Here is a 14,846-nt window from a genome sequence, read left to right as displayed (position 1 = left end):
AGCCCTGGCCCGGCAATGCAGCTGGCTAATCGCCGAGCGCCACCCCTTCGCGCCGCGGGTCGGCACCGCCGGCCCATCCGGCGGGCGTGCGCTGGATGATCTGCATGCCACTGGTCATGGTCATCGGTGTGACCTCGTGGCCCCAGGCAGCCAGCTGGCGGATCAGCGCCGGGCTGACCAGCCCGGCCTCCACTTCGGTGCCCGCATTGCGGCTGCCGAAATTGGGCAGGTTGGCCACCTGTTGCGGATCGAGATGCCAGTCCAGCAGGCCGATCAACGCCTTGTTCACGTAGCCGATGATCTGCGAGCCTCCGGGGGAGCCAAGGCTTGCGACCAGTTCGCCAGAGGCGCGTGAAAACACCAGGGTTGGCGCCATCGCCGACAGCGGGCGCTTGCCCGGCTGCACCCGATTGGCCACGGGCTTGCCGTTTTCCGCTGGCAGGAAAGAAAAGTCGGTCAGGTGGTTGTTCAGCAGAAAACCGCCAACCATCAGGTGCGAACCGAAGGCAGATTCCACCGACGTGGTCATGGCCAGGGCCTGGCCGCTGTCGTCCACGGCAGACAGGTGCGAGGTGGAAATCCGCAGTGGCGAACGGTCTGGCGCCAGTGCCAGATTGGCGCCGTGTGGAGTGCCCGGGCGGGCATGTTTCATGCTGTACTCGCCGACCCGCTTGGCGCGCTCGGCGAGGTAGGCCGGGTCGAGCAACGACTTGACCGGCACCGGCACATAGTCGCTGTCGGCCAGGTATTGGGCCCGGTCGGCATAGGCCAGGCGCTCGGCTTCGGCCATCAGGTGCACAGCCTGCGGTGCGGGCTCAAGCCCCGCCACTGAGGCCACCTGGAGGGGTGGCAGGTCGGCCAGGTCACGCTGCGCCGATGTGCGCTGCAGGGCATCGAGAATGCCCAGGGTCTGCAGCACAGTCACCCCACCGGACGACGGCGGTGGCATGCCGCAAATGTTCCAGGCCTTGTACGGACCACAGACCGGTTCGCGCTCTTTGGCCTGGTAACGCTGCAAGTCCTCGAGCGACAACTGCCCGGCATTGGCGTGGTGACGCACTTCAGCGACCATGGCCTTGGCAAGCTCACCGCCGTAGAAGGCATCGACGCCCTGCTGTGCAATGCGCTCAAAGGTCTGCGCGAGCGCAGGGTTGCGCAGGGTCGTGCCGACGGCCAGCGGCTTGCCCCGGTCATCCAGGAAGTAGCGCGCCATGGCCGGTGAGCGGGCAATGAAAGGGTCACCGGCAACCAGTGCATGCAGCCGCTCGGAAACCGCGAAACCATTGCGCGCCAGTGCGATGGCCGGCGCGAACAGGTCCTTCCATGGCAGCTTGCCGTGCTGATCATGGGCCAGTTTCAGCGCCCGCAGCACGCCCGGCACTCCCACCGACCGCCCGCCGATCTGCGCTGCGCGAAACGGCATTGGCGAGCCATCCGCTTGCAGGAACAGTTTTTCCGTCACCCCTGCCGGCGCGGCTTCGCGGCCATCGAAGGCCTGCACGCGCTGGCCGTCCCAGTACAGGATGAATGCTCCACCACCAATACCGCTGGACTGCGGTTCGACCAGGGTCAGCACCATCTGCATGGCGATCGCCGCATCGATGGCACTGCCACCGGCACGCAGCATCGCCCGCCCGGCCTCGCTGGCCAGCGGGTTGGCGGCCGCCGCCATGTGCCGGCTGGCGTGCACTGGCTGCAGGCCGCTACGGTAGCCGGACTCCAGCTCCGGGGGGGTGGGTAGAGGCTGGTCGGCCCAGGTGACGCCAGTGGCGGCGGCCAGGCACAGGGTAGTGATCAGGGTTTTCAGGAATAAAGGGGGGCGGGGCATTGGCTTGCGTCCTTTCGGGTGGTCGCCGAAAGATTTTCGGCGCCTGTGAGATCGAGCGCCGCCCGCGCGGCGCATCGCGGATAAATCCGCTCCTACATGTGTTGCAACGTGCCGAACATGTTACGCCATGGTTGCCAGCCCTGGCGCATGTCTTGAGCCGTGTAAACAAAGCTGACAATCATGGCCTGTCAGGCATGGCCACGTTGCAACAAATGTAGGAGCGGATTTATCCGCGATGCGCCGCGCGGGCGGCGCTCGATCCCACAGGCGCCCCCCCCCCTGTCGGCGTACCCCGGCGCCTCAGGCCACCTCTTCGTACGGCAACCCCACATAGTTCTCGGCAATGTTCACCAACCCCGCCGGCGAGGTCAGGAAATACTCGCGATCGGCCTCCTGCATCTTCTGGTCCCAGGCATCCTTGTGTTCGCCAAAGTCATGCAGCAGCTGGGTCATGAACCAGCTGAAACGCTCGCCCTTCCACACCCGACGCAGCGCCAGTGGCGAATACTGTTCCAGCAGGTCGGTACGGCCCTCGCGGTACACCTTGACCAGGATCCGGTACAGGTAGTTTACGTCGGAGGCCGCCAGGTTCAGGCCCTTGGCACCGGTCGGCGGAACGATGTGCGCAGCATCGCCGACCAGGAACAGGTTGCCGTACTGCATCGGCTCGACCACCAGGCTGCGCAGCGGCGCGATGCTCTTTTCCAGGGCAGGCCCGGTAACCAGGTGCTGCGCCACGTCTTCGGGCAGGCGCGCCTTGAGCTCGTTCCAGAAGCGCTCGTCGGACCAGTCTTCTACCCGTTCATCAAGCGGCACCTGCAGGTAATAGCGACTGCGCGTCTGCGAGCGCTGGCTGCACAGCGAAAAGCCACGCGCGTGGTGGGCGTAGATCAGCTCGTGGTTGACCGGCGGGGTATCGGACAGCATGCCCAGCCAGCCGAACGGGTACACCCGCTCGTATTCCTTGAGCACGCCTTCGGGGATGCTCTTGCGCGATACGCCGTGGAAACCATCGCAACCGGCAATGTAGTCGCAGTCCAGGCGGTGGACCTGGCCGTCCTTTTCAAAGGTCACGTATGGGCGTTCGCCCTTGAGCTCGTGGGGTTGCACGTTGCTGGCCGAGTAGATGATCGGCGCGCCGCTGGCTTCGCGGGCCTGCATCAGGTCCCGGGTGACTTCGGTCTGGCCGTAGACCATCACCGTCTTGCCGCCGGTGAGGTGCTTCAGGTCCAGGCGCTGGCGACGGCCTGCGACCAGCAGCTCGACGCCCTCGTGCACCAGGCCTTCGCGATCCATGCGTTCAGCAACGCCGGCTTCGCGCAGCAGGTCGACGGTGCCTTGTTCAAGCACACCGGCACGGATGCGGCCAAGCACATATTCGGGGGTCTGGCGTTCGAGAATGACTGTGTCGATACCGGCCTTGTGCAGCAGCTGGCCAAGCAGCAGGCCGGACGGGCCCGCGCCGATGATTGCAACCTGAGTGTTCATTGTTTTTATCTCGTTATTAGGATCAGCCCTTGCATTTTTACTGGCAATAACGGCCAATTAAGTGTGCTATCCGATGCAAAAAATGCACTTTTACAAAAATTGTTCGATTAACGGACAGGCGATTACGACATGAGATCTACCCTCCCCGGCGTCCCACTGTTCCAGTTATATGGCGAAAACCAGCACTGGCCCGGCACCGACCTGCTGCATTGCGAGTCGATCCCGGCACGCAGCCGCCTGCACCACTGGGAGATCAAGCCGCATCAGCACGCCGAGCTGTTCCAGTTGCTGTATGTGCAGCGCGGCGAGGCCCAAGTGGAAATCGAGGGTGTGCGCAGCACAGTCCTCGAGGCTGCGATACAAGTGGTGCCGCCGCTGACCGTGCACGGTTTTCGCTTCAGCGCCGATATCCAGGGCCATGTCCTGACGTTCGGCACCGCACTGGTGGCCGACCTCGAACAGCGCCTGGGTGCACCGCTGGGGGTGCTGGCGAAAGCGGCGTGTTACCCGCTGGGCAAGGACCGCGTGCAGTTGCGCGGCCTGATCGAAACACTGCATCAGGAATACCAGGGCAACGCCCCCGCGCGGGCGACCATGCTCGACGCACTGGTGACCGCGCTGATGGTGTGGATCAGCCGCCGCCAGCAACTGGGGCAGCCCCCACGCAACCGAGACGAACGCGACCGGCAGTTGCTCGGGCAGTACCTGCGGCTGGTCGAGGCGCACTACCGCGAACACCTGTCGGTGGAAGACTTCGCCGCGCGCCTGAATATCCCCAGCCTGCAGCTCAACCAGCTGTGCCGGGCATTGAGCGGGCAGACCGCGTTGCAGGTGATCCATCAGCGCCTGCTGCTGGAGGCTCGACGCAACCTCATCTATACGCGCATGAGCATCGGGCAGCTGTCAGACAGCCTGGGTTTCAGCGACCCTACCTATTTCGCCCGGTTCTTCAAGCGGCTGAGCGGGCAAACACCCAATGGGTATCGGCGCTCGGGGCAGCCCGACTGATCTGCTTGACGTATACGTCAACCTGCCCTCAGGATACTGGCATACCCTACGCCGAGCCCTAGCATGAGCAGCCAGACCTACAGCATCTCCGACCTCTCCCGCGAGCTGGACATCACCACCCGCGCCATCCGCTTCTATGAGGAACAGGGCCTGCTGAGCCCCGAGCGGCGCGGCCTGGAGCGCATCTACTCGGCCCGGGACAAAGTCAGCCTGAAGCTCATCCTGCGCGGCAAGCGCATCGGCTTCTCGCTGGCCGAATGCCGTGAGCTGATCGAGCTGTACGACCCCAGTAGCGGCAACCTCAAGCAGCTCCACAGCATGCTGGCGAAGATCGCCGAGCGCCGCGCACAACTGGAACAGCAGATGCTCGACATCCACCAGATGCAACTGGAACTGGACACCGCCCAGGAGCGCTGCGAACAGGCCCTGGCCGCCACCCTGAACAATAAAGACAAACGCTGACAGGAACCCCCACCATGCCCATGCCCGCAACAGTCCGCCTGGTCGAAGTCGGCCCCCGCGACGGCCTGCAGAACGAAGCCCAACCCATCAGCGTCGCCGACAAGGTGCAACTGGTCGATGACCTGACCGACGCCGGGCTGAGTTATATCGAGGTCGGCAGTTTCGTCTCGCCCAAATGGGTACCGCAAATGGCCGGTTCGGCCGAAGTGTTCGCCGGCATCCAGCAGCGCACGGGTGTTACCTATGCCGCACTCGCGCCCAACCTGCGCGGTTTCGAGGACGCCCTGGCGGCCGGGGTGAAGGAAGTGGCGGTGTTTGCCGCCGCTTCCGAGGCCTTCTCGCAGCGCAATATCAACTGCTCGATCAGCGAAAGCCTGCAACGCTTCGAACCGATCATGCAGGCCGCGCGCAGCCACGGCGTGCGGGTGCGCGGTTACGTTTCCTGTGTGCTGGGCTGCCCTTATGAAGGCAGGGTCAGCGCCGAGCAGGTAGCACCGGTGGCCAAGGCCCTGCACGACATGGGCTGCTACGAGGTTTCGCTGGGTGACACCATCGGCACCGGCACCGCCGGTGATACCCGGCGGTTGTTCGAGGTGGTATCGGCGGTGGTGCCACGCGCGCAGTTGGCCGGCCACTTCCACGACACCTATGGCCAGGCCCTGGCCAACGTGTATGCCAGCCTGCTCGAAGGCATCAGCGTGTTCGACAGCTCGGTCGCAGGCCTGGGCGGCTGCCCTTACGCCAAGGGCGCTACCGGCAACATCGCCACCGAGGATGTGCTGTACCTGCTGCAGGGGCTGGGCATCGAGACCGGTATCGACCTCGATCGGCTGATCGCCGCCGGGCAGCGTATCAGCGCCGTACTGGGGCGCGCCAACGGTTCGCGGGTGGCACGCGCACGCAGCGCACAATGAGTTTCATACAGGTGTCACATGAGTGTGGGTGAGTGTTACCGCCCCCACAGTTTTCAGCAAAAAATCGGGTAACAGGGAAACAAATCGACAGATTTTCAGGTCACCGGATTTCGCTCACCCCGGCCAAACCGTTGATTTTAAAGGATTTTCAAAAGTTGGCACGGCACCTGCTATATGTTTGGTACAACAACAAGAAAAACGCGATAACCAATAAAAACAACATGTAACGGCTCTGACATAACAAGAACAACACGGCAGAGGCGCAGCAAGCAGATTTTTTTGGAGTCGACAGGCTTTTCAGGGGTTCGCCCCGCGGACTGACACAGAACAATAAAACTACCTGAAGGTAGCGGCAGTCAGGCTCGGATCCACAGGATGAAAGCAGGTCAGCGCTCAAAAAAATACGTTTGCTCTTGACCCCGGATGGGGGTCGCACGCGACACCAAGGCTAGCCTACAAAAACAATAAAAGGCCGGCCTCAATAATAAGAAAAGAGCAGGCAACAACGCTTTGAGGGGAGCTTCGGCTCCCCTCAGTGCTTCCTGCCCCCCTCCTCGTTCTGCTTCTCCTCGTCCTCTCCCTCGACCTTCTCCACCAGTAGCGGCATCGTACCCAGGACCAACAGCGCCAGCACCGTGCTGACCAGCGCCGTGGCTTCGCGCCCCATGCCCGCAGCGGTGCCGATTGCAGCTGTCATCCACAACCCCGCAGCGGTGGTCAGGCCTTTGACGTGGCTGGTGTCCTGGCCGTTACCCTTGAGGATGGTGCCCGCGCCGAGAAAGCCGATGCCGGCGACGATACCCTGGATCACCCGGCTCAAGGCCTGCTGATCAGCACCGGCCATGCTTGGTGCCAGCACGAACAGCGCCGCGCCCAGGGATACCAGCATGTGCGTGCGCACGCCGGCGGACTTACCTTTGTGCTCGCGCTCGAAACCCAGCACTGCACCCAGTACAGCGGCCATCAGCAGGCGAACGAGAACCTGGATGACCTCGCGTTTATTGGTGATGTCGGCGAATTCGGCCTGAATGGTTTGCCAGATCAGATCCATGGATTGGGTACCGGGCTGAAGAGATGCTCTGCCTGCACCGGCCTCTTCGCGGGCAAGCCCGCTCCCACAGAGGTAAGCGCACTATTTGTGGGAGCGCGCTTGCCCGTGAAGAGGCCGGCACTGGTGCCTAATGAAGTTGACCCTTGCTCAGCCCGCAAAGTGCCCACCCGGCAAGCCGATGCAGCAACCTCCCTTCGCCTGTGGTCACAACCTGTAACCGCCCCCGGAGGACCCCACCATGCCCATCGAAGTCGAAGAAAGCACTCAGCGCTGCACCCTCATTGGCGACAAGCTGCGCATCGAGGGCAAAGGCCCCGAGATCGAGATCATCACCGACGAACAGTTGCGCATGTCCGTGGCCATGCTTGCTGGCGAACGCTTCCCGATCACCGAAGCAGAGGCCGACGCGCTGACCGTGGCAGGTGCGGTGGATAGCCGCAGGCACTTGAAGGCCAGCACGCCAGGCTCGGTGATCTGAGGCTCCAGGCACAAATTGCAACAAACTGATATGGTTTTTATCGCCTGACCTGAGCCTGTGCTGAAAACAGTTCGGGGGTCATAGTGCTCGTGCCTGATCGAGGCCAGAAGAGCACCGACACCATGACCGACCGAATCCATGCCATCCAGATTGCTGCCGATGGCATCCACACCCGCAGCTTCACCGGCCTGTACCGCACGCTGCGCATAGCCTTCGCCGGCGTGTTGTTCGCGCTGTTCTTCGGCACTGCCTGGCTCGACTGGAACGGTCGCCAGGCGGTGCTGTGGGACCTGGCCGACAGTAAGTTTCACATCTTCGGCGCAACCTTCTGGCCGCAGGACTTCATCCTGCTCTCGGCGCTGCTGATCATCTGCGCCTTCGGCCTGTTCGCCATCACCGTCTACGCCGGCCGGGTGTGGTGCGGCTACAGCTGCCCGCAAAGCACCTGGACCTGGCTGTTCATGTGGTGCGAAAAGGTCACTGAAGGCGACCGCAACCAGCGCATCAAACTGGCTGCAGCACCCTGGAGCCTGAACAAACTGGGCCGGCGTATGCTCAAGCACAGCCTGTGGCTGGCCATCGGCGTACTCACCGGGCTGACCTTCGTCGGTTACTTCACGCCGATCCGCCCACTGGCCCATGAACTGTTTACCCTGCAGCTCGGCGGCGTGGCACTGTTCTGGGTGCTGTTCTTCACCGCCGCCACCTACATCAATGCCGGCTTGCTGCGCGAGGCGGTGTGCCTGCACATGTGCCCCTATGCGCGCTTCCAGAGCGTGATGTTCGACCAGGACACCCTGGCCGTGGCCTACGACCCGCGTCGCGGCGAGTCCCGCGGCCCGCGCAAGAAAGGCAGCGACGCCCGCGCCCAAGGCCTGGGCGACTGTATCGACTGCACCCTGTGCGTGCAGGTCTGCCCCACCGGCATCGATATCCGCGACGGCCTGCAGATGGCCTGCATCGGTTGTGCAGCCTGTATCGATGCCTGCGACAACGTCATGGGCAAGATGGGTTACCCCCGCGGCCTGATCGGCTACAAGTCCGAGCACAACCTGCAAGGTGGCACCTCCCACTGGGCACGCCCGCGCCTGCTCGGCTACGCCGCCGCGCTGGTGCTGATGATCGGCGCCCTGGTGGTGGCTCTGCAGTTGCGCCCGATGGTGTCGCTGGACGTGATCAAGGACCGTGGCCTGTTCCGTGAGAACGCCCAGGGCCAGATCGAGAACATCTACCTGCTTAAAGTCATCAACAAGACCGCGCAGCCCCAGCGTTACCGCCTGCGCCTGCTCGATGCCGAGGGCTTCGAACTGCACGGCAACACCGAGTTCAGCATCCCGGCCGGCGAAATGAGCGAGCTGCCGGTGTCGGTGGCAATGCTGGCCGAGCGCCCGGCCAGCAGCTCACAGGAACTGGCCTTCGAAATCCGCGACAGTGACCAGCCCGCCGTGCGCAGCGTTGCCCGCAGCCGCTTCGTGGCGCCACTGAACCGCTGATCCCTTACACTGATTGTTCACCTTGCCTGCCGAGCCCCCATGAAACGTTACGAACGCTTCGCCGACGACATTGCCGAACTGATCCGCTCCGGGGTACTCGGCCCAGGCCAGCGCGTGCCTTCGGTACGTTATGCCAGCCAGACCCACGGCGTCAGCCCGTCCACGGTGTTTCAGGCCTACTACCTGCTCGAACGCCGCGGGCTGATCCGCGCACGGCCACGCTCGGGTTACTTCGTCAACGCCCACGCCCCGCGCCAGTTCAGTGAACCGCAAGCGCTAGAGCCACTCAGCGAATCGACCGAGGTGGACGTCAGCGGCCTGGTGTTCTCCATCCTCGACTCGATCAAGGACCCCAGCACCGTGCCGTTCGGCTCGGCCTTCCCCAGCCCTGAACTGTTCCCGCTGCAGCGCCTGTCACGCTCGCTGGCCAGTGCCAGCCGCGCCATGGACCCACGCATGGTGGTCACCGACCTGTCACCGGGCAACCCGCAGCTGCGCCGGCAAATCGCCCTGCGCTACATGGTCGGTGGGTTGATGCTGCCGATGGAAGAGCTGCTGATCACCAATGGCGCGCTGGAAGCCCTGAACCTGTGCCTGCAGGCCGTTACCGAACCCGGCGACCTGGTGGCCATCGAGGCGCCGGCCTTCTATGCCTGCCTGCAAGTGCTGGAACGGCTCAAGCTCAAGGCCGTGGAAATCCCGGTGCACCCACGCGAGGGCATGGACCTGACAGTGCTGGCCCAGACCCTGGACAAGCACCCGGTCAAGGCCGTGTGGTGCATGACCAACTTCCAGAACCCGGTGGGTGCGAGCATGCCCGAGGCGAAGAAGCAGGCATTGGTCGAACTGCTGCGACGCCATCAGGTGCCGCTGATCGAGGACGATGTCTACGCCGAGCTGTACTACTCGCAACAGGCCCCGAAACCGGCCAAGGCATTCGACACCCAAGGGCTGGTGATGCATTGCGGCTCGTTTGCCAAGAGCCTGGCACCGGGCTACCGCATTGGTTGGGTCGCTGCGGGGCGTTTTGCCCAGAAAATCGAGCGGCTGAAGCTGATGACCTCGCTATGCGCCTCGATGCCCGCCCAGGCCGCCATCGCCGACTACCTGCAGCACGGTGGCTACGACCGCCACCTGCGCAAGCTGCGCTACGCCCTGGAGGGGCAGCAGGCTAACATGCTGGCCGCCATCGCCCGCCATTTCCCGGCGCAGACCCGCGTCAGCCAGCCCTCCGGCGGCTACTTCCTGTGGCTGGAACTGCCCGAACAGATGGACGCCCTGAAGCTGTTCCACATGGCCCTGGCCCAGGGCATCAGCATCGCACCGGGGCCGATCTTTTCGCCGACCCGACGCTTTGGCAATTGCATCCGCCTGAACTACGGCACACCGTGGAACGAGAACGCCGAACGCGCCATGGAAACCTTGGGGCGCATCATCCGCTCGTTCTGAATGAAGGCGTGAACAAGTGCAGCTATAGTTGGGCGACCCATCCGCTGGTACGCCCCCCATGCAGCCTGATGATTCGACCCCTTCCCCCCAAGCGCTGCAGGACCTGACCCTGCGCATCGATCAGGCCCAGGCCAACAACAAGCTGCTGGGCGAACTGGTCGACCACAGCCAGGCCAACGTGTTCGCGGCCGATCGAAACTTCCGCCTGCTGGCGATCAACCGCACCGCGCAGGAAACCTTCAAACGCCTGCGCGGCTTCGTGCCGCAGGTGGGTGACTACATTCCGCAGTTCATTGCCAACCAGCCTGACATCATCAAATGGCTGGAACCGGTGTGGCCGCGCGTGCTCGCCGGCGAGGCCTTCATCGACACCATCGCCCTCGGCCCACCCGATGCCCTGCGCCACTATGAAATCAGCTACAACACGTTGCGCGACGCCCAGCAGCGGATTCAGGGTGGTTACCTGTTCGCCTATGACATCAGCGAGCGCGTCGCCGAGCAGGAGCGCCTGCGCAAGATCGAAGAGGCCCTGCGCCAATCGCAGAAAATGGAAGCGGTCGGGCAGTTGACCGGCGGCATCGCACACGACTTCAACAACCTGTTGGGTGGCATCCTCGGCGCGCTGGAGATGGCCGAGCAGCGCCAGGCCGAGCAACGCTACCAGGACAGCTCCCGGCTGCTCGGTGTCGCCCGGCACAACGCTCAACGCGCGGCCTCGCTGGTCCAGCGCCTGCTGGCCTTCTCGCGCCAGCAGACGCTGGTACCCCAGGCCGTGAACGTGCAACAGCTGGTGGCCGGCATGCACGAGCTGATTGCCAGCTCGCTCGATGCGCGCATCACCTTCATCGACCAGACCCAAAGCGACTGCTGGCTGGTGCAGATCGATCCGCATCAACTGGAGAACGCGCTGCTCAACCTGTGCATCAATGCCCGCGACGCCATGCCGCTGGGGGGCACGCTGCGTATTGCCAGTGAAAACGCCCAGCTCGATGAAGTGCAGGCCCGTGCACTGGAGCTGCCCAGCGGTGCCTACCTGCATGTCAGCGTCTGCGACAGCGGTGTCGGCATGGCCGCCGAAGTGCTGCAAAGGGCATTCGAGCCTTTCTTCACCACCAAACCACTGGGCCAGGGCTCCGGCCTTGGGTTGTCGATCGCGTATGGCTTCGTGCGCCAGTCCGGCGGCCGGTTGCGCATCGTCAGCGAACCGGGGCACGGCGCCTGCATCCATCTCTACCTTCCGCGGGCCTCCAGCGACGCCGCCGCGCAAGCCAGCGAGCAGCCAAAAGTAACCCGCGAAGAGCGCCATGCAACGCCTCAAGAGGTGATGCTGGTGGAAGACCAGGACACCCTGCGCCTGCTGATCAGCGAAGTGCTAGAGGAACAGGGGCACAGGGTGCATGCCTTCAGCGACGGCCGCTACGCACTGGAAGCCTTGCAGGCAGGCTTGCGCCCGCACCTGCTGATCACCGATATCGGCTTGCCGGGCGGCATCGATGGCTACCAGATAGCGGCAGCCTGCCAGAAGCTGCCGGGCACTATCGCGGTGCTGTACATCACGGGCTATGCCAGCAATCGGATCAATGTCATCCCTGACCGGCACAGCGCCGTACTGTACAAGCCGTTCGAGCTGGCAGCCCTCAACCAGCACGTGGCACAGCTGCTGGAAAATCGGCACTTGCCGCTGTAGGCCGCTATGCGGCTGCGTTGCGGACAGGTAAAGTCTGGCCATTCATTTCTGTCGGACGTCGCCATGCCCCACCGCGACCTGCTCGCTCTGCGCCAGGAAATCGAAACCCTGCGCCAACGTAACGCACAGCTGGAGTCCAAGCTGCTGCAACACGCAGATCAAGACCAGAACATCTATCGCTTTCTGTTCGACACCATGGACGAAGGCTTCTGCATCATCGAATTCTTCGACGGCCCCCACGGCCCGCTCAGCGACTACATCCACGTACTGGCCAACGCGGCCTACGCCAAGCATGCCGGGATCCCCAATGTGGTCGGGCAGAAGCTGCGGGAAATGGTGCCAGACGAGGCAGACGACTGGGTCGCCCGCTACGGCGAGGTGTTGCGTACCGGCGAGCCACTGCAGTTCGAACAGGAACTGGTCGCCACTGGCCATGTGCTGTCGGTGACCACCTTCCGCGTGGAGCCGGCAGAGCGCCGCCAGGTCGCAGTGCTGTTCAAGGACGTCACCGAGCGGCGCAAGGCCGAGCAGGCCCTGCAGCAACTGAACGAAGAGCTTGAGCAGCGGGTCAGTGCGGCACTGGCCGAGCGCCGCCTGTTTGCCGAGCTGGTCGACCATAGCGTGGTCAACGTGCATGTGGTGGATACCGGCATGCGCTGGCTGGCGGTCAACCGCCAGGCCAGGCACGATTTCCATGCCTTGTACGGGCGCATGCCTGAGGTCGGCGACTATCTGCCAGCATTGGTGGAAGACCACCCCAGGGACCGCGATCTGATCATACCCATGTGGCAACGGGCGCTGGCAGGCGAACAGTTCATCGAGCTTGGTGCTTTCGGACAACGCCACTACGAGCTGCGTTTCAATGCTTTGCGCAACCACGATGACAGCGTGCTAGGTGCCTATCTATTCGCCTATGACATCACCGAGCGAGTACAGGAGCAGCAGCGCCTGGCCAAAGCCGAGCAGGCGCTACGCCAGGCACAGAAGATGGAAGCCGTGGGGCAACTCAGCGGCGGCATCGCGCACGACTTCAACAACCTGCTGGGCGGCATCATCAATGCCCAGGAGCTGATGCAACAGCGCCTGGGCCAGCAGCGCTACGAAGAGCTGGGGCCTTTGCTCGAACTGTCCAGCAACTCGGCGCAACGGGCGTCAGCGCTGGTGCACCGGTTACTGGCCTTCTCGCGCCAGCAGACCTTGCAACCGCGTTCGACCGGGGTCGCGGCACTGGTCAACGACATGGAGGAGCTGATACGCCGCAGCATCGGCCCGTCCATCACCTTGCGCAGCCACTTCATCGCACGGTTGTGGCCGACATTCATCGACCCACCGCAACTGGAAAGCGCCCTGCTCAACCTGTGCATCAATGCGCGTGACGCCATGCCGGGTGGCGGCGCGATCGATATCGAGGGCGACAACATCAGCCTCGGCAGCGAGCAGGCACGCCCGCTGGAACTGGCCGCCGGGGACTATGTACGGCTCAGCGTGGCCGACACCGGTTGCGGTATGAGCGCAGCGGTGGCGGCACGGGCAATCGATCCGTTCTTCTCCACCAAACCCATGGGCCAAGGCACCGGCCTGGGGTTGTCGATGACGTATGGTTTCGTGCGCCAGTCGGGCGGCCAGCTACGCCTGCTCTCCACGCCCGGCAAAGGCACACGGGTCGAGCTGTACCTGCCGCGTCATCACGAACAGCCCGTTGTGGCCATTCAGCCACCAGCGAGCAAGGGGTTGGCCAGCAGCTCGGGCAGGCAACGCATCGTACTGGTGGAAGACCAGGCGGCGCTGCGCCTGGTGGTCGGCGAAGTACTGGAAGAGCTGGGCTATCAGGTCGAGGCCTTCGAAAATGGCCCTGCCGCGCTGGCGTACCTGCAGCAGTGCGAACAACCTGACCTGCTGCTGAGCGATATCGGCCTGCCCGACGACCTCAATGGCCGCCAGTTGGCTGAGCAGTGCCGGCAACGGTATCCGCACCTGAAAGTGCTGTTCATTACCGGCTACGACGAGAGTGCGGCGCTCAGCGACGGCCAGTTGCTGCAAGGTACCAGCGTGCTGACCAAGCCTTTCGAGCTTGAGGCACTGGCCGAGCGGGTACGCCAGCTGCTGGCGGATGAGCTGCCCTGACGGGCAGCGCTTAGCGCCCGCCGCCCAGTTCGATGAAGCTGCCAGTGGAGTACGAGGCCTTGTCCGACAGCAGCCAGAGAATCGCCTCGGCCACTTCTTCGGCGCGCCCGCCCCGACCCATGGGCAGGCCAGATTCGAGCTTGGTCACACGATCGGGGTCACCGGAAAGGGCATGGAAACCGGTGTGGATGTAACCCGGTCGCACGCCGTTGACCCGCACGCCCTCACCCGCCACTTCCTTGGCCAGGCCGATGGTGAACGTGTCCAGCGCCCCTTTGGAGGCGGCGTAGTCGACGTACTCGTTGGGTGAGCCGAGGCGTGCGGCAAGCGAGGACACATTGACGATCGCGCCACCTTGCCCGCCATGGCGGAGGGCCATGCGCAGCAAGGCATGCTTGGCGCAGAGCATGGGGCCGACGACATTGGTCTTCATCACCTTGAGCAGGCGGAACTCGGACATGTCCTCGACGCGGCTTTGCTGGCCAATGGTACCGGCGTTGTTGACCAGCGCAGTCACCGGGCCGAGTTCCTGATCGACGCGGTGAAACAGCTGGATCACCTCGTCTTCAACGCTGGCGTCGGCACGCACGCTGATGGCTTCGGCGCCCAGGGCCCGCACTTGGGCGAGGATGCTTTCGGCAGCCTGGTCGTCGGCGTGGTAGTTGATGCAGATGCGGTAGCCCTCGCGGGCGGCCTGCAAGGCGGTGGCGGCGCCGATGCCACGGCTGGCACCGGTGATGACGATGACTTTCTCCATGGGACTGCCGATGGTTTGGGAAAGGAGCGGTGACGATAGGGGATAAGATCGTGTGAGGGCAAGGGGGTGTACGCCACAGCATTTTCAGCGCCTGTGAGACCGAGCGC

Annotated in this window: 12 protein-coding genes; 8 read left to right on the top strand and 4 right to left on the bottom strand. The window is 63.8% G+C overall.

The genetic code is table 11. The features are described 5' to 3' along the window. Positions 1 to 25: 25 nt before the first annotated feature. Complete coding sequence (gene ggt, locus BUQ73_RS09885; RefSeq protein WP_079227673.1) at positions 26 to 1,828, bottom strand: gamma-glutamyltransferase; 1,803 nt, start codon at positions 1,826 to 1,828, stop codon at positions 26 to 28. Between the two features lie 300 nt (positions 1,829 to 2,128). Continuing rightward, a complete protein-coding gene (gene pobA, locus BUQ73_RS09880; protein WP_079227672.1) occupies positions 2,129 to 3,316 on the bottom strand; it encodes a 4-hydroxybenzoate 3-monooxygenase in 1,188 nt (395 codons plus the stop codon). Positions 3,317 to 3,445: 129 nt separating this feature from the next. On the opposite strand from pobA, the gene BUQ73_RS09875 reads away from it, so the two are divergent. The 3 genes from BUQ73_RS09875 (at position 3,446) to BUQ73_RS09865 (ending at position 5,700) form a co-directional block, all read left to right on the top strand. After that, entirely contained in the window at positions 3,446 to 4,324 is an 879-nt protein-coding gene (locus BUQ73_RS09875) for a helix-turn-helix domain-containing protein (RefSeq protein WP_079227671.1), read from the top strand. A 63-nt stretch (positions 4,325 to 4,387) separates the two neighbouring features. Further along, positions 4,388 to 4,786 carry a MerR family transcriptional regulator gene (locus tag BUQ73_RS09870; RefSeq protein WP_027920364.1) on the top strand — a complete coding sequence of 133 codons (399 nt, stop codon included), beginning with the start codon at positions 4,388 to 4,390 and terminating at the stop codon, positions 4,784 to 4,786. Positions 4,787 to 4,800: 14 nt separating this feature from the next. Then, positions 4,801 to 5,700 (top strand): hydroxymethylglutaryl-CoA lyase, encoded by a 900-nt coding sequence (locus BUQ73_RS09865; RefSeq protein ID WP_079227670.1) that lies wholly within the window; start codon positions 4,801 to 4,803, stop codon positions 5,698 to 5,700. A gap of 532 nt (positions 5,701 to 6,232) precedes the next feature. Here the strand turns inward: BUQ73_RS09865 and BUQ73_RS09860 are convergent. Continuing rightward, positions 6,233 to 6,751, bottom strand: coding sequence for an MgtC/SapB family protein (locus BUQ73_RS09860; RefSeq protein ID WP_079227669.1), 519 nt, complete (start codon positions 6,749 to 6,751; stop codon positions 6,233 to 6,235). A 238-nt stretch (positions 6,752 to 6,989) separates the two neighbouring features. On the opposite strand from BUQ73_RS09860, the gene BUQ73_RS09855 reads away from it, so the two are divergent. From BUQ73_RS09855 to BUQ73_RS09835, 5 genes are all read left to right on the top strand, one after another. Next, entirely contained in the window at positions 6,990 to 7,229 is a 240-nt protein-coding gene (locus BUQ73_RS09855) for a DUF3203 family protein (protein ID WP_079227668.1), read from the top strand. Between the two features lie 122 nt (positions 7,230 to 7,351). Continuing rightward, on the top strand, positions 7,352 to 8,722 hold the full coding sequence (ccoG, locus tag BUQ73_RS09850) for a cytochrome c oxidase accessory protein CcoG (protein WP_079227667.1): 1,371 nt from the start codon (positions 7,352 to 7,354) through the stop codon (positions 8,720 to 8,722). Positions 8,723 to 8,761: 39 nt separating this feature from the next. Continuing rightward, the gene (mapR, locus tag BUQ73_RS09845) at positions 8,762 to 10,171 is read left to right on the top strand and encodes a GntR family transcriptional regulator MpaR (RefSeq protein WP_079227666.1); all 1,410 of its coding nucleotides are present in this window, start codon (positions 8,762 to 8,764) and stop codon (positions 10,169 to 10,171) included. Positions 10,172 to 10,229: 58 nt separating this feature from the next. Next, positions 10,230 to 11,858 (top strand): PAS domain-containing sensor histidine kinase, encoded by a 1,629-nt coding sequence (locus BUQ73_RS09840; RefSeq protein WP_079227665.1) that lies wholly within the window; start codon positions 10,230 to 10,232, stop codon positions 11,856 to 11,858. A gap of 63 nt (positions 11,859 to 11,921) precedes the next feature. Then, a complete protein-coding gene (locus tag BUQ73_RS09835) occupies positions 11,922 to 13,982 on the top strand; it encodes a hybrid sensor histidine kinase/response regulator (protein WP_079227664.1) in 2,061 nt (686 codons plus the stop codon). A 10-nt stretch (positions 13,983 to 13,992) separates the two neighbouring features. On the opposite strand, the gene BUQ73_RS09830 is transcribed toward BUQ73_RS09835, so the two are convergent. After that, the gene (locus tag BUQ73_RS09830; RefSeq protein ID WP_079227663.1) at positions 13,993 to 14,739 is read right to left on the bottom strand and encodes an SDR family oxidoreductase; all 747 of its coding nucleotides are present in this window, start codon (positions 14,737 to 14,739) and stop codon (positions 13,993 to 13,995) included. Between the last annotated feature and the right edge of the window lie 107 nt (positions 14,740 to 14,846).

The organism is Pseudomonas putida (assembly GCF_002025705.1).
GTDB lineage: Bacteria > Pseudomonadota > Gammaproteobacteria > Pseudomonadales > Pseudomonadaceae > Aquipseudomonas > Aquipseudomonas putida_J.
The sequence above is the reverse complement of the archived record's forward strand: the minus strand, read 5'-3'. Positions and strand labels throughout refer to the sequence as shown.

Coding starts and splice junctions, on each gene's coding strand:
- BUQ73_RS09870 (WP_027920364.1), top strand. CDS start 4,388: ATGAGCAGCCAGACCTACAGCATCTCCGACCTCTCCCGCGAGCTGGAC.
- BUQ73_RS09830 (WP_079227663.1), bottom strand. CDS start 14,739: ATGGAGAAAGTCATCGTCATCACCGGTGCCAGCCGTGGCATCGGCGCC.
- BUQ73_RS09865 (WP_079227670.1), top strand. CDS start 4,801: ATGCCCATGCCCGCAACAGTCCGCCTGGTCGAAGTCGGCCCCCGCGAC.
- BUQ73_RS09835 (WP_079227664.1), top strand. CDS start 11,922: ATGCCCCACCGCGACCTGCTCGCTCTGCGCCAGGAAATCGAAACCCTG.
- mapR (WP_079227666.1), top strand. CDS start 8,762: ATGAAACGTTACGAACGCTTCGCCGACGACATTGCCGAACTGATCCGC.
- BUQ73_RS09840 (WP_079227665.1), top strand. CDS start 10,230: ATGCAGCCTGATGATTCGACCCCTTCCCCCCAAGCGCTGCAGGACCTG.
- ggt (WP_079227673.1), bottom strand. CDS start 1,828: ATGCCCCGCCCCCCTTTATTCCTGAAAACCCTGATCACTACCCTGTGC.
- BUQ73_RS09855 (WP_079227668.1), top strand. CDS start 6,990: ATGCCCATCGAAGTCGAAGAAAGCACTCAGCGCTGCACCCTCATTGGC.
- BUQ73_RS09860 (WP_079227669.1), bottom strand. CDS start 6,751: ATGGATCTGATCTGGCAAACCATTCAGGCCGAATTCGCCGACATCACC.
- pobA (WP_079227672.1), bottom strand. CDS start 3,316: ATGAACACTCAGGTTGCAATCATCGGCGCGGGCCCGTCCGGCCTGCTG.
- ccoG (WP_079227667.1), top strand. CDS start 7,352: ATGACCGACCGAATCCATGCCATCCAGATTGCTGCCGATGGCATCCAC.
- BUQ73_RS09875 (WP_079227671.1), top strand. CDS start 3,446: ATGAGATCTACCCTCCCCGGCGTCCCACTGTTCCAGTTATATGGCGAA.